This is a genomic window from Luteococcus sediminum (assembly GCF_054783495.1).
Genome location: NZ_BAAGQL010000006.1, coordinates 1 through 20,119 on the forward strand (window position 1 = coordinate 1; position 20,119 = coordinate 20,119).

Genomic DNA, 20,119 nt, shown 5'->3' on the forward strand with positions numbered 1-20,119 from the left:
GGGGTCACCACGGGCTTGCTGGGCTCGGGGGTCACCACGGGCTTGCTGGGCTCGGGGGTCACCACAGGCTTGCTGGGCTCGGGCGTGGGCGTCTCGCCGGGCTCACAGGGCCCACCGGAGGGATTGCACTCCTCACCGGGGGTGGGCTCGGGCGTCACCACAGGCTTGCTGGGCTCCGGGGTCACCTCGGGAGTGGGTTCTGGCGTGGGACGGGGCGTGGGCGTCTCGCCGGGCTCAGAGGGCCCACCGGAGGACGGGGTCTCCTTGCCCGAGGACGGGGCCTCCTTGCTCGGCTCGGCCGTCGGGCGCACCTCGGGGGTGGGCTCGGCGGGGGCAGTCACGCTCGGCGTCGGCTCGGCAGAGCCGCCCGACGGAGTGGCGAAGGCCGCACCGGTGCCGAACCAGCTTCCGCCGGCCAGAACCAGGGCACCAGCGCAAGAGGCGGAGCGGATGGTCGTACGGGTGATGGAACGCATCAGGTGCGATCCCCTTTCCTGACAATGCGCGGTATTGCCGCGCTCCCCCGAGCGCGGGACATCAATCCGCTTCATCGCCAGTGCTGATTCCCAGTCACCTTGGTGACTTCCCCCGGGAATACATGGCGACGTGTCTCCATCCTCGTCTGCCCAGCGGGAAATAGCCAGCACTTGATTTATAGCGTTTGACTAGGGACTCCACTGCATCACCCCTAGTCAAAACGATTCTGATGGTGGACTGAAAAGGAAGATCAGCACAAGAACAGGCATCCTCAGGAAAACCTGCAGGGAAAGAACGACTCATCTCATCATATTATTTATGATGGCGTACATAGATATTGATCACGTAACACTTCTTTCCAATGAACAGAAGCAGAAACAAAATATGTCGATCGTCTTGAATCAGGCAGCGACGGAACGTCGCGCCAGAGGGATGGACATCTCGAAGCAGGCTCCGGGCTGCCTCACCTGGCCATCCTCGTCCAGCGGGAGCAGCTCCTGCACGTCATCGCGATAGACCACATCGCCGCCATGTGCCCTGGCATAGCCCCGGGCGATCGGAAGCCCCAGTCCCGAGCCCTTGGTGGTCGTGGCCGTGCTCGACAGCCGCACCAGACGGTCAAAGACGCGCTCACGGTCCTCCGGGGCAATGCCAGTGCCTGAATCAACCACCCGCAGCACCGCCGTCGCGATGCCACCCTGACCGTCCTCGGTCGACAGGTCGATCACGATCCAACCGTCAGGGGCAGCCGCCCGCCCCGCATTGTCCACCAGGTTGCGCAGCACACTGGTGATGCCCTGCCGGTCCGCATTGACCAGCAAGTTGTCCCCCTGGACGATCACCTCGAGATTGGGATAGACCAGCTGCAGGCGACGCTGCTCCGCCAGGGCAAGGTCGCCCAGGTCGAGCAGCTCCATGTTCAGGGTGGGGCCAGCATCCACCCGGGCAGCCTCCAACAAGCTGTTCACCAGGTGCCCGCCACGACTGGCCTCCCGCCCCAACAGAAAAGCCAGCTGCTCCCGGTCCTCGTCCGCACCCGGGGGCAACTGGATGAGCGACTCCGCCGCGGCCTGGATCCCCGCCATCGGCGTCTTGAGCTCGTGCGCCGCATCCGACAGGAAACCCTGCATCTGCTCAGCCGACGCCCGGGCCTGCGCCTCCGCGGCACGGGCGCGGATCTCGGCACCCTCCAGCTCGTCGAGCATCTCGTCGATGGCGGCCGCAGTGCGGCCCACCTCCGTGTCGGTGTGCGTCGCAGCCATTCGGATCCCGCGCTCCCCCTCGGTGATGCGATTGGCACGGTCGGCCATCACATCGAGCGGCTTGAGCGCCACGTCGGTGATCGCCACCGTGAGCAGGCTCGCCCCCACGATCCCGAGGACCCCCACCAGCACCAGCGCCCCATCCAGCGAGCGCCTGGCCGCGATCGCGGGCTCGGTCGACTCCCAGATCGTCACCTCCGCCCCCTTGAGCGGACCGGAGGTCTCCAACGGGAACCTCACAAAGCGTGACTGGTCCTGGGGCGGCGGATCGCCCATGGTGCGCCCGTCGGCGAGTCCGTCCACGAAGACATGGGTCGCCCCACGCCCCACCTGCGCCACGATCTGCTCGGCACCGATCGACGGGTCCTTCGCCAAGCTCTGGGCATGGGCCAGCCCGTCATTGAGGCGCGTCTCCATCTCGTTGACCTGGCGGTTCATGAAGACGGCATCAGTGACGATGCCAACCCCCAGCATGGTGAGCGCGAGAACCACGAACATGGCCCCCAGCACTCGGGCCCGGATTGACCGGCGACCGATCACGTAGTGCCCAGCCGGTACCCGCGGCCACGGACCGTGTGGATGACACGGGGTCCGTGGGCCTCGAGTCGGCGCCGCAGGCTGGAGATGTGGACTTCGACGATGTTCTCGTCGTAGCCGTCATATCCCCACACCGCGGTGAGGAGCTGGGTCTTGGACACCACGCGCTCGGGGTGTTTGGCCAGCTGGCTCAACAGGCGTCGCTCGGTCTCGGTCAGGTCGATGGTGACCCCATTGCGGGTGACGCTGGCAGCGTCGTCGGCGATCGTCATGTCGCCAACCGTGACGGTGCTGCCCATGGATCCAGTGCGGCGCAAGACGGCCTCGATGCGGGCCATCAGTTCCACCATGGCGAAGGGCTTTGCCAGATAGTCGTCCGCGCCCTGGCTCAGGCCGCGGATCCTGTCCGTCATCTCGTCACGCGCGGTCAGCATCAGCACCCCGGCACGTGAGAGCTTGCGCACCACGTCCAGAAGTTCGAAACCATCCCGCCCCCCGGGAAGCATGACGTCGAGGATGACCAGATCAGGCTGGCTCGAGGTGATGGCACGCTCCAGGTCAGTCCCGTCCGGCAAGGCCTGTGCCAGGTGCCCCTGCGAACGCAGGGCCGACACGACCGAGGCCCTGATGACCTCGGAGTCCTCAACAATCAATACCTTGCTCACATTCACATTCTGCATGGTCCACCCCCGATGTGCGAGCAGGTGGGGTCGGTTTCGACACGTGCCCTTTCGACATTCCAAGACCTGCCGTGGACTGCACGAGACAATTGTCCAAACGGAACATGCCCTCCGGAAGTCTCGGACAGCCGAATCCCCCCTACGACGGAGCCGCGCGGACGTCTGAGATGCCTAGGCTGATCGTCATGGACTGGTTGGGTGTGTTGGGCGGCGACGACGCATGGGAGCGGGACAATCCCCCCATCTCGCGCCAGGACTGGATCATCGCCCTGGCCGTGATGGCCGGCGTGGCGCTGATGCTGGAACTCTTCCGGGCCTTCGCCCCCGCAGACCAGATGCGATCGCCCTGGGTGCAGTACCTGATGCTCGCCGGCCAGTGCCTGCCCCTGGTAGCGCGACGGCGCCATCCGCTCGTCGTGGCCATGCTCGGCTTCCTTGGCTTCTTCGTCGCCTACACCTATGTTCCCGAGCTCGGCTACCAGACCTTCACCATGGCCATCACCTTCTTCGCCCTCTACTCAGGCACGGCCTGGGCCAGTGACCGTCGCCAGGCCGCCCTGGTGCTCGGCGGCCTGTTGGTGGCGATGATGGTCTGGGTGGCCTGGGACGTCTCGCTGGGCCGCGCCATCGACAACTTCCGGACGATGCGCGACGAGGAGGACCTGGGCCACGGGATCCTGCCGCCGCTGGTCTCATGGGTCCTCTACTCGACCGTCGCGAACCTGGTCTACGTGCTCGGGGCCATCGCCATGGGACAGTCGGCCTGGCGCCAGGCGCGCGACCGTGCCCTGCTGGAACGCTCCGCCCGCACCATCGAGCAGCAGAGCCGCGAGCTGCAGGAGCAGGCCGTGGTGCAGGAGCGACTGCGCATCGCCCGCGAACTGCACGATGTCGTCGCCCACCACGTCTCGGTGATGGGGATCCAGGCGGCCGGCGCGCGGCGGCTGCTCGACCGCGACCCCTCGGCCGCAACCCAGGCGCTGGAGAACGTGGAGGACTCCGCGCGCCAGGCCGTCACCCAGATGCGCGGCCTGTTGGGGGCCCTGCGCGGCTCTGGCGAGCAGGACCCGTCCGATGGCCTCGACACCAGCCGCGATCCCCAGCCCTCCTTGGCCGAGCTGGACTCGCTGGTGCACTGCTTCCGGGCCGACGGACTGTCGGTGGAGCTGTCGCGCGTCGAGCACCGACCGGGAGCGCTCGAGTCACTTCCCCTGCCGGTGCAGCTGTCGCTCTACCGCACGGTGCAGGAGGCGCTGAGCAATGTGGTGCGCCACTCCACCGCGACCCGGGCCAGCGTCACGCTGCGCTCCGACCAGCGCGGTGGGGAGGACTTCGTCGAGGTGGAGGTGCTCGACGACGGCCGGCCCCGCGCCGGGACCAGCGGTTCAGGCCTGGGGCTGCTCGGGATGCGTGAGCGGGTCCATTCGCACGGCGGCAGCTCCGAGATCGGCCCTCGGGTCACCGGCGGCCACCGGGTGCGGGTCCGCTTCCCCGTCCCGTCGACGCCGGGCACGCCCACAGGCACCCCAAACCCAGTGACCCCGACCCCAGTGACCCCAGCAACCGGAGCCAGGCCATGACCCCCATCACCGTCCTGCTGGCCGACGACCAGGCCCTGGTCCGCAGTGGCTTCCAGATGATCCTGTCCATCGAGGACGACATCGACGTGGTGGCAACCGCCGCCAACGGGCAGGAGGCCGTCGACCTGGCTCGGCGCCTGCGCCCCGACATCACCCTGATGGACGTCCAGATGCCTGTGCTGGATGGGATCGCCGCTACCCGCACGGTGGTGGCCGAGGAACTCTCGCGCGTGGTGGTGCTGACCACCTTCGACCGCGACGACTACCTCTTCGACGCCCTGGAGGCGGGTGCTGCGGGTTTCCTGCTCAAGAATGCCGAGCCGGAGCGGCTGGTGGATGCCATCCGCGTCGTCGCCCAGGGGCAAGGCCTGTTGGCCCCCGATGTCACCACGCGGGTGATCCGTCGCATGACCCGCCACGAGGCGGCACGGCAGACGGGCAGCGCGTCCGCCACACCGCCGACCCTCCCCCATGGGGTGGAGCTGACCGCCCGCGAGACGGAGGTGCTGCAGCTGGTGGCCGAGGGGATGAGCAACCACGAGATCGCCGACCACCTGGTGGTGGGCGAGGCGACGGTCAAGACGCACGTCTCGAACGTGCTCGCCAAGCTCGGGGTGCGCGACCGGGTCCAGGCGGTTGTCTGGGCCCACCGCGCCGGCCTGGCGCTGCGCGGCTGAACCCTCCCCGCCCCCGAGACGCCGTGATTGCAGCACATACGGCCACGGAGGCAATTTGAACGTGTCGTGCGCCGCGGGGGGCGCAATTCCGGCGTCGCAGCCCGAGAAGTCACCGGCCTCAGAAGACGCCGTGGCTGTGGACGGCGTCCAGATCGCTCGGCACCTCGGCGATCGCGTCCCACAGCTCGACGATGGCACCGTCCTTCACCCGCCACAGCTCGCAATAGGAGTGCCGCTTGCCGTTGATCGAGCCCTCCGAATGGGTCAGGACGAACTGCCCGTCGGCAATGGTGCGATGGGTCCTGTCGTAGACCAAGCCCTCGCCCGAGGTGCGCAGATCCTCGAGGAAGTCCACAACGGCCTCGACGCCATCGGCGATGTCCGGTGAGTGCTGCAGGAAGACCCCGTCGCGGGTGAACTCCCGGAATCCCTCGTAGTCGCCCCCGATGAGGGTCCTGATGAAGAAGTCGGTGACCAGCTCCCGGTTGGCCTCGGTGCGTTCCCGATCTATCACCTCAATGGGGCCGGTCAGCTGGGTGCGGCCCGAGGCATTCGGCTCCTGCCGCGGCACCAGGGTGTCCCAGTGCTCGACAATCTGGCCGTCGCGCACCCGGTAGATGTCGAAGCCGACCAGCTCGGTCTCGTCGAGCCCCACGAAACTGCCGTGCAGCGCCACCAGGTCGCCGTCGGACAGCACCCTGGAATTGCGATGACGCAGGCCTTCACCGCATTCCTCAACGAGTGTGGCCAGTGCCTGCGCATCACCCGCCACCAGTGGCGAGTGCTCGACGAAATCCTCGGCGAATTCCGTCTCCAGCACTGTCCTGTCGTGCTGGTCGAACAGGCGGTTGTGGACATCGAGCACGAATTCCGCGACCTGGTCCATGACATCTCCTCGTGTCGAGTGACTGCACTGCCAGCGCAATCCTAGGTATCCGCGCGGTGGCGCAACCGCCCCGATCCGTGCACCGGAATGTCCTTGCAGAACTCTGGATTCGCCGTCGTGGGCGTGGATGGTCTGGCCAGAATCATGACCATGGTGCACCAGGACAGGAGCAGAACATGAGTGATGGATACCGCGTCGAGAATCCCGCCACGGGCGAGGTCATCGAAAGCATGGAATTCGTCAGCGAGGCGGAGCTGGATGACCTCCTGGCGCAAAGTCGCCAGGCCTGGGAACGGTGGAGCCGCCGCCCCATGTCGGAGCGCATGGAGGTGGTCTCCCGAGTGGCCACGCTCTTCGACGAGAGGAAGGATGAACTCGCCCGGATCATCGGCACCGAGATGGGCAAGCGCCTCTCGGAGGGCGTCGAGGAGGCCGAGTACTCGTCGGCGATCTTCCAGTACTACGCCGACAACGGCGAGAAGTTCAGCCAGGACCTCCAGCTCGACGCCGACGGTGCCAAGGCAGTGCTGCAGCGTCGCCCCATCGGAGTGCTGCTCGGTGTGATGCCGTGGAACTTCCCCTACTACCAGGTGGCCCGTTTCGCAGCACCCAACCTGGTGCTGGGCAATGCGATCATCCTCAAGCACGCCGAGATCTGTGCCCGCTCCGCCACCGCCATCGCCGAGATCATGGAGGAGGCCGGGGTGCCACAGGGCGTCTACCAGAACGTCTTCGCCGACCATGACCAGATCTCCACACTGGTGGCCGACCCCCGCATCGCAGGGGTCTGTCTGACCGGTTCGGAACGCGCCGGTGCGGCCATCGCGGAACAGGCTGGGCGCGCCCTGAAGAAGGTGGTCCTGGAACTCGGCGGTTCCGATCCGTACATCGTGCTGGACGCCGGCGACCCCACCGAGGCAGCCCGCAATGCCTTCTCCACCCGCATGTACAACACGGGCCAGGCCTGCGACTCGAACAAGCGAATGATCGTGATGGACGACATCTACGACGACTTCGTGGCCGAGCTCGAACGCCTCGCCGGGCAGATGACGCCCGGCACCTTCGAGACCGAGGACGAGACGGTCTACACCCCGTTGTCCTCGCGTCCGGCCGCGGAGAAGCTGAAGGACCAGATCGACCGGGCCGTCGCAGCCGGCGCCACGTTGCGTGTCGGGGGTGAGCTGTCCGACCAGGGTGCCTACATCAGCCCGGCCGTGCTCACCGATGTTCCGCGGGGCTCCGACATCTACCACGAGGAGTTCTTCGGGCCCGTCTGCGTGGTCTACAAGGTCTCCAGCGACGAGGAGGCCCTGGAGCTGGCCAATGACTCCCACTTCGGCCTGGGCGGCTCGGTCTTCTCCCAGGACACCAAACGGGCCGAGCGGGTGGGTGAGGGCCTCGAGGTGGGAATGGTGAAGATCAACACCCACGCCGCCGAGGGCAAGGCCATCCCCTTCGGCGGGGTGAAGCGCTCGGGTTATGGGCGTGAGCTCGGACCCGTGGGAATGGACGAGTTCGTGAACAAGCGCCTCCACTGGGTGGGCGGCGACAAGCCCTGACGGCGAGACCTCCACTGCGGGCGGCACACCATGTGGTGTGCCGCCCGCAGTGCCGTTACGGCCCGTCCGAGGATCGGCTGAGCCCAGTTCCCCGGTGACCGTGCTGGAAATGCAGCCCATACGGCCACGGATGACATTTGAACGTGTCGTGCGCCGTATGGGGCGCAATTGCAGCACCTGTGCCGCGAGACCCCCCCCCGCGGGGATGAAGAAGGATTTCCCCCGCGGGAGGGATGTGCCCCGATTCGCCACTTGACAGGCTGGAGCCATCATCGGTCCCAGTCAGGAGGCGCCATGCTGGAAGTCCAGCACCTCACCCGTCGCTACGGCGACACCCTGGCCGTCGACGACGTCAGCTTTGATGTCGGCAGCGGCCAGATGATCGGCTTCGTCGGCGGCAATGGCGCCGGCAAGACCACGACGATGCGCATGTTGATGGGCCTGCTGGCCCCCGACGAGGGCCAGGTGCTGTGGCAGGGGCGTCCGGCCACCGCCACCGACCGCTCCCACTTCGGCTACATGCCCGAAGAGCGCGGGCTCTACCCCAAGCAGGCGATCGCCGACCAGCTGGTCTACCTGGCCCGGCTCAAGGGCATGGGGGCCACCGCTGCCCGCACTGAGACGATGGAACTGCTGGAACGCTTCGGCCTGGCCGACCGCTCCAAGGACAAGCTGGAGAAGCTCTCCCTGGGCAACCAGCAGCGGGTCCAGATCGCCGCCGCCGTGATGGCCTCGCCCACCTGCCTGGTGCTCGACGAGCCCTTCAGCGGCCTCGACCCGGCCGCCATCGACCAGATGGCCGACCTGCTTCGCGAGCGCACCGCCACAGGGGTGCCCACCCTGTTCAGCAGCCACCAGCTCGACCTGGTCGACCGGCTCTGCGACGGCCTGGTGATCCTGGCCAACGGTCGCGTCGTGGCCAGCGGCAGCCGCGAGCAGCTCGAATCCAGCGGACGGGTCCGCCACCGCCTGGTGACCAGCAACGATGCCGGCTGGGTCCGCGAGATCCCCGGCCTGGTCGCCCTCGACGTCGACGGCGGCACCGCCCTGCTGGAGCTCGTTGAGCCCGGCACCGAGCGGGTGCTGCTCACCGAGGCACTCGCCCGCGGCGAGGTGCTGGAGTTCAGCCGCGTTCGTCCCACCCTGTCCGAGATCTACCGCGAGGTGACGGCATGACCCACACACAGACCACTGCGATGGCCAACGACAACCAAACAGGCCACGGCGGACGGGCCCAGGCCCCGTGGATCACGGTGATGACCCGCGAGATCCTGGTGAAGGTCACCGACAAGGCCTACATCATCGGCACCCTGGTCACGCTGGCCCTGGTCCTGGGCTCGATGGGGGCCTCCGCCTGGTTCAGCGGCCGCGCCGACCACAGCACCGTGGCGGTCGTCGACACCCGCTCGCAGCAGTTCGCCTCCAGCCTCGATGCGCTCACCAAGGCTGCCAATGACCAGAACTCGGTCGAGGTGACCAAGGTCACCGATGCCGCGGCCGGGCAGGAGCTGGTGCGTGCCGGCGATGCCGATGCCCTCCTGGTGCCCAAGGGTGCCGGCTGGGAGCTCACCTTCAAGGACTCCCCCGGCTCCGACGTGGTGCAGCTGGTGCAGCAGGCGGCCTCCAACCAGGTGATGGCCGCCACCGCCCAGAAGGCCGGCACCTCCTTGGCGGAGCTGACCGCCGCCAGTACCGTCGAGACCACCCTGCTGGAGGGTGACTCCTCGCGCTCCCAGGCCGCGACGGTGATGGGGCTGGTCTTCGCGGTGCTGTTCATGATGTCGGCGATGACCTACGGCATGCAGATCGCCCAGTCGGTGATCGAGGAGAAGCAGTCGCGCATCGTCGAGATCCTGGTGGCCGCCATCCCGGTACGCCAGCTGCTGGCAGGCAAGGTGCTCGGCAACACCGTGATGGCCCTGGTCCAGATGGCGCTGCTGATCGGCGCCGGCCTGGTGGGGGCGAGCTTCGTGCCGCGCTTCTCCGACGTCCTGCCCTCTCTCACCACCGCGGTGGGATGGTACCTGCTGCTCTTCCTCGCCAGTTTCCTTGCCCTGGCGTGCATCTGGGCTGCGGCCGGGGCCATGGGCACCCGCAGCGAGGACCTGCAGCAGACCGGTGCGCCGATGATCTACCTGCTGATGGGCGTCTACTTCGCCGGCTTCATGGCCACCGGCACCTGGAAGGTGGTGCTCAGCTATGTGCCGATCATCTCGGGCATCCTGATGCCGGCCCGGATCGTCGAGGGCACCGCGCAGTGGTGGGACGGGCTGGCCGCCCTGGCGCTCAACCTGGCCTTCGCCGCGGTCACCGTCATCGTCGGCGAGCGGATCTACCGGCGGGCGCTGCTGCGCACCCAGGGACGCCTGGGCTACCGGGAGGCCCTGCGCCTCAAGGGATGAGACCCGACCACGGCAAGGCTTGCCTTCGGTGACAGCGGTGCCCCCAGCCTGCATGCTTGGGGCACTGTTGTTCGACCAAGGAGCGTCCATGACCAGCCAGGCATCTCACGACATCGCCGACGGTGGGTCAGAGCCGCCCCGGGGCCACGCCGAGAGCACCGTCGGGGACCGGTTGAACTGGCTGCGCGCAGCTGTGTTGGGAGCCAATGACGGCATCGTCTCCGTTGCGGCGTTGTTGATCGGCGTGGCCGGCGCCCACGCCACCGCGAGCACACTGCTCACTGCCGGCGTGGCCGGGATCTCCTCAGGGGCCCTGTCGATGGGGGTCGGGGAGTACGTCTCGGTCAGTGCACAGCGTGACTCGGAGAAGGCCCTGGTCGACAAGGAGCGCACCGAACTGGAGCAGCTCCCGCAGCAGGAGATGGACGAGATGGCGCAGATGCTCCAGGAGCTCGGGGTACGGCCCGAGACGGCACGGCAGGCGGCTGCCGAGATCCACGAGGACGAGCCGCTGGCCGCCCATACCCAGCTGGAACTCGGGATCGATCCCGAGGCCACCGTCAAGCCCGTCGAGGCGGCGCTTGCCTCCACCGCCGCCTTCACGGTCGGCGGCCTGGTGCCACTGCTGGCGGTGTTGCTGGCCCCGCACAGCATGGTGGTCCCAGTGGTGGGAGTGTCGGTGCTGCTGGCCCTCGCTCTCACCGGGGTGAGCTCGGCCAGACTGGGGCATGCCCCGGTGCCAAGGGCAGTGGTGCGCAATGTCGTCGGCGGCCTGCTGGCAATGGCGATCACCTTCGGCATCGGCCGCCTCTTCGGCGCCACCATCGGCTGACCGGCACTGCCGGCCAGCCCTCGGACACAGAAGATCCCCCGACGGGTAACCGTCGGGGGATCACTTCTGTGGGCCTAACTGGACTTGAACCAGTGACCTCTGCCTTATCAGGGCAGCGCTCTAACCGACTGAGCTATAGGCCCGCAGTCACTCTCGCAACGAAGAATGACTCTAGTGCACCAGCAGACTTCAGCACAAATCCGGCGGAATCAGTCCTCGGCCAGCGTCACCTCGAGGCCGCCGATCACGGTGGCGGCCAAGTTGTAGAGGAAGCTGAACAGGGTGGCCAGAGCCGTGAGCAGCACCACGTTCAAGGCGCTGATCGAGGCCGCGAAGCCCAGCACCTTGTGGGTGTTGACGTAGTCCTCCAGACGGAAGACGGTCTCGCTGCTGGGGTGCGAGGCCAGGTCGGTGACGGCCTTGTTGACGGCATCGAAGACGCCCGAGGCGTTGATGATGCCCCACACCACCCAGGTGGCGATGAAGAAGACGATGCCGCCGGCGATGGTGAACAGGAAGGCCGTCTTCATCACCGACCACGGATCCAGCCGCGACAGGCGAAGCCGTGCCCGACGGGTCCGCCGCGTACCCGGCACGGCGGAGGTGCCGTCACTGGCGGTGGCCACCACGGCCCGCTCCTTGAGGTCGCTCATCTTGCCACCCACGGTCGTCCCGGCTTCACTGAGACGCTGCCGGGCACGGTCCCAGGCAGTGGCGCCCGAACCGTCGTCGGGCGACGCGTCGACGACGCTGACGTCCTTGCCCTCCGCGGACTTCTGGGCAGCCTTGGCGCCGGTATTGGCAGCCTTGCTGGGATCACTCACCGGATTCCTCCTGCTCATCGGTGACCATCTGGGTCGAATCCTGCTCACCAACGGTAGCTGCCGCAGTGCCACCCGCGCTCGCCGACTCGGCGGTGAGATCCGACTCCTCGGCCAGTTCCTCATCGGCGGCCTCGGGATTGAGCGCGATCACGGCCACCTCGTCGTCCCCGCGGACCCCGACGAACTTCACGCCCATCGTGTCGCGGCCCTTGGCGGGCACGTCGGAGACATTGCTGCGGGTGATCTGGCCGGAGACCTTGATGGCGATCACCTCGTCGCCCTCGCTCACCACCAGGCCACCCACCAGGTCTCCCCGGTCGTCGGCGAGCTTCATCGCCTTGATGCCCAGGCCGCCACGGCCCTGCTGGCGGTACTCGCTGACCGCCGTGCGCTTGGCGAAGCCCTCCGAGGTGACGGTGAAGACGAAGCGGTCGTCCTCGGGCATGTCGGCATCGATCACGGCCATGCTGAGCAGTTCGTCGCCGTCGCGGAACTTCATGCCGGTCACGCCGCTGGTGGCACGGCCCATCGGGCGCAGCTGCTCGTCATTGGCGCCGAAGCGGATCGCCTGGCCCTTCTTCGAGACCAGCAGCACGTCATCGGCCTGGCTCACCAACTGGGCACCGATCAGCTCGTCGTCCTCGTCGCGGAACCTCACCGCGATCACGCCGGCCTGGCGCGAGGAGTCGTACTGCTCCAGTTCGGTCTTCTTCACCAGCCCCTTGCGGGTGGCCAGCAGCAGGTAGTCGGCGTCCTGGTAGCTGCGCAGCGTCAGCACCTGCGCGATCTTCTCCTCCGGCAGGAAGCTCAGCAGGCCGGCGACGTGGCCGCCCTTCGCGTCGCGGCCACCCTCGGGCAGCTGCCAGGCCTTGATCCGGTAGACCCGGCCCATGTTGGTGAAGAAGAGCACCCAGTGGTGCGCGGTGGTGGCGAACAGGTGCTGCACCTCGTCGTCGGTGCGCAGGCTGGCACCCCGGACCCCCCTGCCGCCGCGGCGCTGCACCCGGTAGCTGTCGGTCTTGGTGCGCTTGGCATAGCCGCCGTGGGTGATGGTGACCACCACGTCCTCGTCGGGGATGAAGTCCTCCTCGGAGAAGTCACCCTCGGCCGCGACGAACTTGGTGCGTCGCTCGTCACCGTACTTCTCGGCGATCTCGGCCAGCTCGGTCGAGATGATCTGGCGCTGGCGTGCCTCGTTGGCGAGGATGTCCTTCAGGTCGGCGATCAGCGTCTCGATCTCGGCCAAGCGGTCGACGATCTTCTGGCGCTCCAGGGCGGCCAGGCGGCGCAGCTGCATGTCGAGGATGGCGGTGGCCTGCTTCTCGTCGATGTCGAGCAGCGCGATCAGGCCGTCGCGGGCCTCCTCGGTGGTGCGCGAGCGACGGATCAGCGCGATGACCTCGTCGAGCAGGTCCAGGGCCTTGACCAGGCCGCGCAGGATGTGGGCTCGTCCCTGGGCCTCCTGCAGCTGGAAGGCGGTGCGGCGGCGGATGACCTCGATCTGGTGGTCCACCCAGTAGCTGATGAACTGGTCCAGGCGCAGGGTGCGGGGCACCTCGTCGACCAGGGCCAGCATGTTGCAGCCGAAAGTGTCCTGCAGCTGGGTGTGCTTGTAGAGGTTGTTCAGCACCACCTTGGGCTGGGCATCACGCTTGAGGATGATCACCAGGCGCTGGCCGGCGCGCGAGGAGGTCTCGTCGCGCATGTCGGCGATGCCGTTGATCTTGCCGGCATTGACCAGGTCGGCGATCTTCTTGGCCAGGTTGTCGGGATTGCACATGTACGGCAATTCCTTGGCCACCAGCATGGTGCGGCCGTTCTTGTCCTCCTCGATGTCGACCACGGCGCGCATCGTCACCGAGCCGCGGCCGGTGCGGTAGGCATCCTCGATGCCCTGGCGACCGACGATCGTGGCGCCCAGCGGGAAGTCGGGGCCTTTGATCCGTTCCATGGCGGCCTCGAGCAGCTCCTCCTCGCTGGCCTCGGGGTGCTCCAGGGCCCACTGGACGGCCTGGGTGACCTCGCGCAGGTTGTGCGTGGGGATGTTGGTGGCCATGCCGACCGCGATGCCGGTGGAGCCGTTGACCAGCAGGTTCGGGAAGCGCGCCGGCAGGACCACCGGCTCCATCTCACGGTTGTCGTAGTTGGGGCGGAAGTCGACGGTGTCCTGGTCGATCTCGCGGACCATCTCCATCGCCATCGGCGCCATCTTGCACTCGGTGTAACGCATGGCGGCGGCCGGGTCATTGCCGGGGGAACCGAAGTTGCCCTGGCCATTGATCAGCAGAGCGCGCATCACCCAGGGCTGCGCCAGGCGCACCATGGTGTCGTAGATGGCCGAGTCGCCGTGGGGGTGGTACTTGCCCATCACCTCGCCGACGACGCGCGAGCACTTGTTCCAGCCGCGGTCGGGGCGGTAGCCGCCGTCGTACATGGCGTAGAGCACACGGCGGTGCACGGGCTTGAGGCCGTCGCGCACGTCCGGCAGCGCACGCCCGACGATGACACTCATCGCGTAGTCCAGGTAGGACTTCTGGATCTCGTCGTTCAGGTCGATCGGCTGGGTGCGGCCCTGGGCGGGGGTGACGATCTCGTCGACGGTGCTGATCTCACCCTCGGCCAGCGCATTGCCGTCCTCGGCCATGATCGCCTCGACGGGCGACAGGTCGGCGGAATTGGCCTGCTCGTCGCTGCCCTGCGGTTCCTGCGGGGTTTCACTCATCTGTGTTGTCCCTTGTCAGTTAAGTGCTGCGTGAAGGTCTGTGTTCTGGTGTGGGCCTCGACAAGCTCGGCCGTCGTCGTCCCCTTCTGCTGGTTGAGCACAGCTGCGAGCCTGCGAGGAGCGAAGCGTGCGAGACCACCAGGGTCCAAGGGGACTGGAAGCCCCCTTCGGGGCTCAGATGTCGAGGAAGCGGACGTCCTTGGCATTGCGCTGGATGAAGGCGCGGCGCTCCTCGACGTCCTCACCCATCAGGATCGCGAAGTTCTGGTCGGCCAGGGCCGCGTCGGCCAGGGTCACCTGCAACAGCACGCGTCCGTCGGGATCCATCGTGGTGTCCCACAGGTCCTGGGCATCCATCTCGCCAAGGCCCTTGTAGCGCTGGATCGGGTTCACGTTGGGCAGCTTCTTGCCCGACGCGATCCCGGCATCGCGCAGCGCGTCACGCTCCTCGTCGTTGTAGGCCAGCTCGTGGGGAGCATTGGTCCAGCGCAGCCGGAAGAGCGGCGGCTGGGCCAGGTAGACGTGGCCGCCCTCGATCAGCTTCGGCATGAAGCGGAAGAGCAGGGTCAGCAGCAGGGTGCGGATGTGGGCGCCGTCGACGTCGGCATCGGCCATCAGGACGAGCTTGTGGTAGCGCAGCTTGTCCAGGTCGAAGTCCTCGTGCACGCCGGTGCCCAGCGCGTTGATGATCGCCTCGACCTCCTGGTTCTGCAGGATGCGGTCCAGGCGGGCCTTCTCGACGTTCAGGATCTTGCCGCGGATCGGCAGGATGGCCTGGGTGCGCGGGTCACGCCCACCCTTGGCCGAACCGCCGGCGGAGTCACCCTCGACGATGAACATCTCGCACTCGACGGGATTGTTGCTGGAGCAGTCGGCCAGCTTGCCCGGCAGGCCACCCCCACCCAGCAGTCCCTTGCGGGTGCGGGCCATGTCGCGCGCCTTGCGGGCTGCGATGCGGGCCTGGGCCGCGGCCTGAGACTTGCGCACGATGTCCTTGCCCTCGGACGGGTGCATCTCGAACCAGTCGCCGAGCTTCTCGTTGACCACCCGCTGCACGAAGCTGCGCGCCTCGGTGTTGCCCAGCTTGGTCTTGGTCTGGCCCTCGAACTGCGGCTCGGAGAGCATGATCGAGATGATCGCGGTGAGGCCCTCGCGGATGTCGTCGCCGCTGACGCGGTCCTCGCGCTTTTTGACCATGCCCCAGGCCTCGCCCCACTTGTTGACCGTGTTGGTCAGTGCGGCGCGGAAGCCCTCCTCGTGAGTGCCGCCCTCGATCGTGTTGATCGTGTTGGCGAAGGTGTGCACGCTCGAGGTGTAGGAGGTGTTCCACTGCATCGCGACCTCCACGCCCATGCCCGCCTCGGGCATGTGGGCCTCGACATTGATCACGGTCGGGTGGATCGGCTCACGGGTGCCATTGATGTACTTGACGTAGTCGACCAGGCCCTCGTCGGCGCGGAAGACGTCGGAGTTCTGGTTGCCCTCGGCATCGACGTGGTCGGGACGAAGGTCGGTGATGCTGATCTCGAGGCCCTTGTTCAGGAAGGCCATCTCGCGGAACCGCGTCGCCAGCGTCTCGTAGGAGTAGTTGGTGGTCTCGAAGATCTCCGGGCTGGCCCAGAAGGTGACCTTGGTCCCGGTCTCCTCGGTGGGCTCGCATTGCTTCAGGTCATGCTCGGGGACGCCCAGGTGGAAGGTCTGCTCCCAGCGGTAGCCGTCACGCTTCACCTCGACGGTGAACTTGCTCGACAGCGCGTTCACCACCGACGAGCCGACGCCGTGCAGGCCACCGGAGACCTTGTAGCCGCCGTCGCCGAACTTGCCGCCGGCGTGCAGCACGGTCAGTGCAACGGTGACGGCGGGCAGCCCGTGGGTGGGGTGCATCTTGACGGGGAAGCCACGGCCGTGGTCGGCCACCGCGATGCCGCCCTCGGGCAGGATCTCCACCTCGATGGACTTGCCGTAGCCGGCCAGCGCCTCGTCGACGGAATTGTCAACGATCTCGTAGACCAGGTGGTGCAGGCCACGCTCGCCGGTGGAGCCGATGTACATGCCGGGGCGCTTGCGGACGGCCTCGAGGCCCTCCAGCACTTGGATCTGGCCGGCGTCGTAGCTGCCGGCAGCCACCGAGTGGTCGCCCGCGTCGGTGAGGCCCTCCAGACGGGCCGCATCGTTGTCGTCGACGACCGCGTCCGCGCCAGTCTCCGGGCTGGTGGATTCACTCACCTGTGGTGCTCCTTGCTCGCATGGGTCCGTCCCGGCAGGGGCCTCGCGGCCCGTCACGTGACGGCAGTAGTCCAACGGGGAAATTCTACCGCACGGCACCGCAGATCGCGCATCTGGCGGGGCCGTGACGAGCACCCAATGCCCCTGAGTCGCCCTGCAGCCCCTCCGTAAGCGTCCAGAATGGGGTCCACCTAGGCCCCCAGCGGGCCCGGGGGCCACACGGGCCGCTGTGGGCCCTTTCGGGGTCGGGGACTTGTCTGCACCGTGGGTCTGCTCACTGGCCGATGGCATCGCCCCGGCGCGGCTCAGCCGTAGGTGTCGCGGGGTCCGCGTCCATCACGCACCGAGCGTGAGCCGTGCTTCCAGCTGGGGGCATTGGGACCCTTCACCACCACGCGGGTGACGGTGCCGTCACCCAGCTGGCGGTTGAGCTCGGCGACCAGACTGGGGGCGAGCATCCGCAGGTTGGTGGCCCAGGCCGTTGACTCGCACCGCACGGTGAGCACGGTGTCGACATAGGCCTCCGGCTGGGAGTGCTGGGCATTGGTGGCACCCACCAGCTGGTCCCAGCTCATCAGCAGGTTGCGCAGGTTCACCTCGCGCTGCCAGCCCCGCTCGGCGATGACGCGCCCCAGCGCATTGCCGAGTGGCTGCGGGTCGCGGGCATCAGGTCCCGAGCCGGACAGGGTCGCGCCCTGGCCCCACTGGCTGCGTCGCTTCCTGCGACGGCGGGTTGCCGAGGGGTTCACCCCCCTGGGCGGCGGCAGCAGGGAGCGAGTGGCCTCGGCAACCTGGCTGGCCAGGTCCGTCCCCAGGGGGTCGTGGCGGGCGAGCAGTTCACGCTCCTGTTCCACCTCCTGTTCCACCTCATCGACGGGCCGCTCCACAGCCCGCCCATCCGACCAGGATTCGTTGCCCCACAAGGATTCAGAGGACTCCGTCATGATTCATCCCCAGCCGTCCCCATGCTGTCCACCGACCCATCCACAGAGTTTTCCACAGGCTGTGGAGTGAGCTGTGCCACAGTCTGCGCAGCCTCGCCCTCCACTGTCTCCAGGGGCTCCCCGTCCAGGCCCGCGGGCACCACGGTCCTGGCCTGCACCCGGTAGCGACGCCCCTGCGGCTGGCCGTCCTGCCCCATGGTCAGCATCGCTGGCACGTCGGCGGGCACCGCCGCAGTGACCAGCACCTGCTCGGCCCCGCGCACGTGCTCGGCCAGCCGCAGCCGACGGGTGCTGTCCAGTTCGGCGAAGACGTCGTCCAGCACCAGCACCGGCTCGATTCCGTCGGCCCGCAGCAGCTCATAGGTGCCCAGCCGCAGCGCCAGGGCCAGTGACCAGCACTCGCCGTGGCTGGCATAACCCTTGGCCGGCAGCTGGCCGATGAACAGCATCAGGTCATCGCGGTGCGGGCCCACGAGGCTCACACCACGAGCCAGTTCGTCACGGCGCCGTTCGGCCATCTGGTCCACGAGGCGACGCTCCAGCAGTTCCCGGCCGGGCTCCTCTGCGGGAGTGGGTTCCAGGTCCAGGGAGGTCTTGTACTCGGCCCGCACCACATCATTGGTGGGCGCGATCTCCTCATAGGCCCTGGTCACATGGGGCATCAGGTCGGTGATCGTGTCCAGCCGGGCGTGCAGCAACTCACCGCCGATGCGGGCCAGCTGCTCGTCCCAGGCGTCAAGGGTGGCCATCGCGTACTCGTCATCGCGCTGGCCCGGCTTCGCCAAGGACTTCAGCAGGGTGTTGCGCTGCTTGAGGGCCTTCTCGTAGTCGCTCTTGACGCCGGCCATCCGCGGCCAGCGGGTGGCGACGATCTGGTCCAGGAAACGTCGCCGGTCCGACGGGTCGCCCTTGACCACCGACAAGTCCTCCGGGCTGAACACCACGGTGCGCAGCACCCCGCAGATCTCGCGCGCCCTGGGCAGCGGATTGCGGTTGACCCGCGCACGATTGGCCCTGCCCGGGTTCACCTCCACCTCGAGCAGCAGCTGGCGGGGGTCGTCGCTGGCCGCCTGCACCCGGCCGCGCACGATCGCCTGGGTGCAGCCGGCCCGCACCAGCGGCGCCTCGGAGCTCACCCGGTGCGATCCCATGTGCGACAGGTACTCGACCGCTTCCACCAGGTTGGTCTTGCCCTGGCCGTTCTTCCCGACGAAGATCGTCACGCCCGGCCCCAGCTCGACATCGGCGCTGGGATAGCAGCGCCAGTCGGTGAGGTTGAGGTGGTGGACGAACATGCCCACCAGTCTATGGGCGGCGTCTGACAGTCCCGGATGGCTGGCGTGGGTCCAGCGCGGCACCAGGCTTCGGCACCGAGAATCCGTGAACGCAACGGGGTCCAAGACCGTTCCACGTGGAACGATCTTGGACCCCACCCGCTGCCTTCGACCAAGATCAGGCGGGATTGCCACCCTCGCGCGCCGGGAGAGTGCCGTCGGGCTGGGCAGCGACGACGCCGTGACCGCCGAACTCATTGCGCATCGCCGCGATCATCTTCATGGCCGGCTTCTCCTCCTGCTGGCTGACGAAGCGGGCGAACAGGCTGGCGGCGATGGTGGGCACCGGAACGCCCATGTCGACGGCCGCAGTCACGGTCCAGCGGCCCTCACCGGAGTCCTCGGCGATGTCGTCGATCTTGTCCAGGTGCGGATCCTTGTGCAGGGCGTCGACCATCAGGTCCAGCAGCCAGGACCGGATCACCGTGCCCTCCTTCCAGCTCTCGAAGGTGGCGGGCACGTCCTCGACGATCTCGGCGGCCTCCAGCAGCTCCCAGCCCTCGGCATAGGCCTGCATGACGGCGTACTCGATGCCGTTGTGCACCATCTTCGCAAAGTGCCCGGCGCCGTGCCTGCCGGCGTGCACGAAGCCGTGCTCCCCCTCCGGCTTGAGGGCGTCGAAGATGGGCTGGACGACGGCGACGTCCTTGGCCTCACCGCCCACCATCAGTGCATAGCCGTTGTCGAGGCCCCAGACACCGCCCGAGACGCCGACGTCGAGGAAGCCGACATCCTTGGAGGCCATCAGCTCGGCATGCGCCGCGTCCTTGTTCCAGGGCGAGTTGCCGCCGTCGATCACGATGTCGCCGGGGCCCAGCAGGTCGGCAAGGGTGATGATGGTCTCCTCCACGACCTTCGTGGGCAGCATCACCCAGACCACCTTGGGCCCCTCGGTCAGCTGCGCCACCATCTGCTCGAGGCTGCCGACGTCGGAGAGCTCCGGGTTGACGTCATAGCCTACGACGGTGTGCCCGGCGCGGCGGATGCGCTCGCGCATGTTGCCACCCATCTTGCCCAGGCCGACGAGTCCGATCTGCATGTGGATCCTCCCAAGACGTGTGCTGGGCGCCGATGGGCCGCAGCGGGTACCCCATGAGCCTAGGCAGGCCCGCTCGGGATCTGTTGGTCCTCGGGCTCGACTTCGCCCACAGCGTCAGGGGCGCACTGCCGCAGCAGT

Annotated in this window: 15 protein-coding genes, 1 tRNA gene and 1 pseudogene; 6 read left to right on the forward strand and 11 right to left on the reverse strand. The window is 67.6% G+C overall.

Going from position 1 to position 20,119, the window contains the following annotated elements; all coding sequences use genetic code 11:
• From ACYVKA_RS04180 to ACYVKA_RS04190, 3 genes and pseudogenes are all read right to left on the reverse strand, one after another.
• Positions 1-476: pseudogene (locus ACYVKA_RS04180) on the reverse strand (hypothetical protein); the annotation flags it as partial.
• Between the two features lie 402 nt (positions 477-878).
• Complete coding sequence (locus tag ACYVKA_RS04185) at positions 879-2,237, reverse strand: HAMP domain-containing sensor histidine kinase (protein ID WP_460703228.1); 1,359 nt, start codon at positions 2,235-2,237, stop codon at positions 879-881.
• Between the two features lie 38 nt (positions 2,238-2,275).
• Complete coding sequence (locus tag ACYVKA_RS04190) at positions 2,276-2,941, reverse strand: response regulator transcription factor (RefSeq protein WP_460703230.1); 666 nt, start codon at positions 2,939-2,941, stop codon at positions 2,276-2,278.
• Between the two features lie 200 nt (positions 2,942-3,141).
• Here ACYVKA_RS04190 and ACYVKA_RS04195 point away from each other — a divergent pair, with 200 nt between their 5' ends.
• The gene (locus ACYVKA_RS04195) at positions 3,142-4,536 is read left to right on the forward strand and encodes a sensor histidine kinase (RefSeq protein ID WP_460703232.1); all 1,395 of its coding nucleotides are present in this window, start codon (positions 3,142-3,144) and stop codon (positions 4,534-4,536) included.
• Between the two features lie 5 nt (positions 4,537-4,541).
• A complete protein-coding gene (locus ACYVKA_RS04200) occupies positions 4,542-5,213 on the forward strand; it encodes a response regulator (protein WP_460703475.1) in 672 nt (223 codons plus the stop codon).
• 118 nt (positions 5,214-5,331) lie between these two features.
• Here ACYVKA_RS04200 and ACYVKA_RS04205 read toward each other — a convergent pair whose 3' ends face one another.
• Positions 5,332-6,099, reverse strand: coding sequence for a nuclear transport factor 2 family protein (locus tag ACYVKA_RS04205; RefSeq protein ID WP_460703234.1), 768 nt, complete (start codon positions 6,097-6,099; stop codon positions 5,332-5,334).
• 176 nt (positions 6,100-6,275) lie between these two features.
• Between ACYVKA_RS04205 and ACYVKA_RS04210 the strand changes: the two genes are divergently transcribed.
• The 4 genes from ACYVKA_RS04210 to ACYVKA_RS04225 all read left to right on the forward strand — a co-directional run bounded on the left by ACYVKA_RS04210 (position 6,276) and on the right by ACYVKA_RS04225 (position 10,892).
• On the forward strand, positions 6,276-7,658 hold the full coding sequence (locus tag ACYVKA_RS04210) for an NAD-dependent succinate-semialdehyde dehydrogenase (protein ID WP_460703236.1): 1,383 nt from the start codon (positions 6,276-6,278) through the stop codon (positions 7,656-7,658).
• Between the two features lie 294 nt (positions 7,659-7,952).
• Positions 7,953-8,834: an ABC transporter ATP-binding protein gene (locus ACYVKA_RS04215; protein WP_394275652.1), complete on the forward strand. Its 882-nt coding sequence runs from the start codon at positions 7,953-7,955 to the stop codon at positions 8,832-8,834.
• Positions 8,831-10,060: an ABC transporter permease gene (locus tag ACYVKA_RS04220; protein ID WP_460703238.1), complete on the forward strand. Its 1,230-nt coding sequence runs from the start codon at positions 8,831-8,833 to the stop codon at positions 10,058-10,060. Before ACYVKA_RS04215 ends, ACYVKA_RS04220 begins: the two co-directional genes overlap by 4 nt.
• An 88-nt stretch (positions 10,061-10,148) precedes the next feature.
• Positions 10,149-10,892 carry a VIT1/CCC1 transporter family protein gene (locus ACYVKA_RS04225; RefSeq protein ID WP_394275650.1) on the forward strand — a complete coding sequence of 248 codons (744 nt, stop codon included), beginning with the start codon at positions 10,149-10,151 and terminating at the stop codon, positions 10,890-10,892.
• A 69-nt stretch (positions 10,893-10,961) separates the two neighbouring features.
• Here the strand turns inward: ACYVKA_RS04225 and ACYVKA_RS04230 are convergent.
• From ACYVKA_RS04230 to gnd, 7 genes are all read right to left on the reverse strand, one after another.
• Positions 10,962-11,035 (reverse strand) — tRNA-Ile (locus ACYVKA_RS04230).
• A gap of 66 nt (positions 11,036-11,101) precedes the next feature.
• Positions 11,102-11,716, reverse strand: a complete 615-nt coding sequence (locus ACYVKA_RS04235; protein ID WP_460703240.1) for a DUF3566 domain-containing protein — start codon at positions 11,714-11,716, stop codon at positions 11,102-11,104.
• Positions 11,709-14,360: a DNA gyrase subunit A gene (gyrA, locus tag ACYVKA_RS04240; RefSeq protein WP_460703477.1), complete on the reverse strand. Its 2,652-nt coding sequence runs from the start codon at positions 14,358-14,360 to the stop codon at positions 11,709-11,711. The genes ACYVKA_RS04235 and gyrA overlap by 8 nt, the downstream gene beginning before the upstream one ends.
• A gap of 252 nt (positions 14,361-14,612) precedes the next feature.
• On the reverse strand, positions 14,613-16,598 hold the full coding sequence (gene gyrB, locus ACYVKA_RS04245) for a DNA topoisomerase (ATP-hydrolyzing) subunit B (protein ID WP_460703479.1): 1,986 nt from the start codon (positions 16,596-16,598) through the stop codon (positions 14,613-14,615).
• A gap of 371 nt (positions 16,599-16,969) precedes the next feature.
• The gene (locus ACYVKA_RS04250; RefSeq protein WP_394275070.1) at positions 16,970-17,608 is read right to left on the reverse strand and encodes a DciA family protein; all 639 of its coding nucleotides are present in this window, start codon (positions 17,606-17,608) and stop codon (positions 16,970-16,972) included.
• Positions 17,605-18,903 carry a DNA replication/repair protein RecF gene (recF, locus tag ACYVKA_RS04255; RefSeq protein WP_460703242.1) on the reverse strand — a complete coding sequence of 433 codons (1,299 nt, stop codon included), beginning with the start codon at positions 18,901-18,903 and terminating at the stop codon, positions 17,605-17,607. Before recF ends, ACYVKA_RS04250 begins: the two co-directional genes overlap by 4 nt.
• 157 nt (positions 18,904-19,060) lie before the next feature.
• Positions 19,061-19,981: a phosphogluconate dehydrogenase (NAD(+)-dependent, decarboxylating) gene (gene gnd, locus ACYVKA_RS04260; RefSeq protein WP_460703244.1), complete on the reverse strand. Its 921-nt coding sequence runs from the start codon at positions 19,979-19,981 to the stop codon at positions 19,061-19,063.
• Positions 19,982-20,119 lie beyond the last annotated feature (138 nt).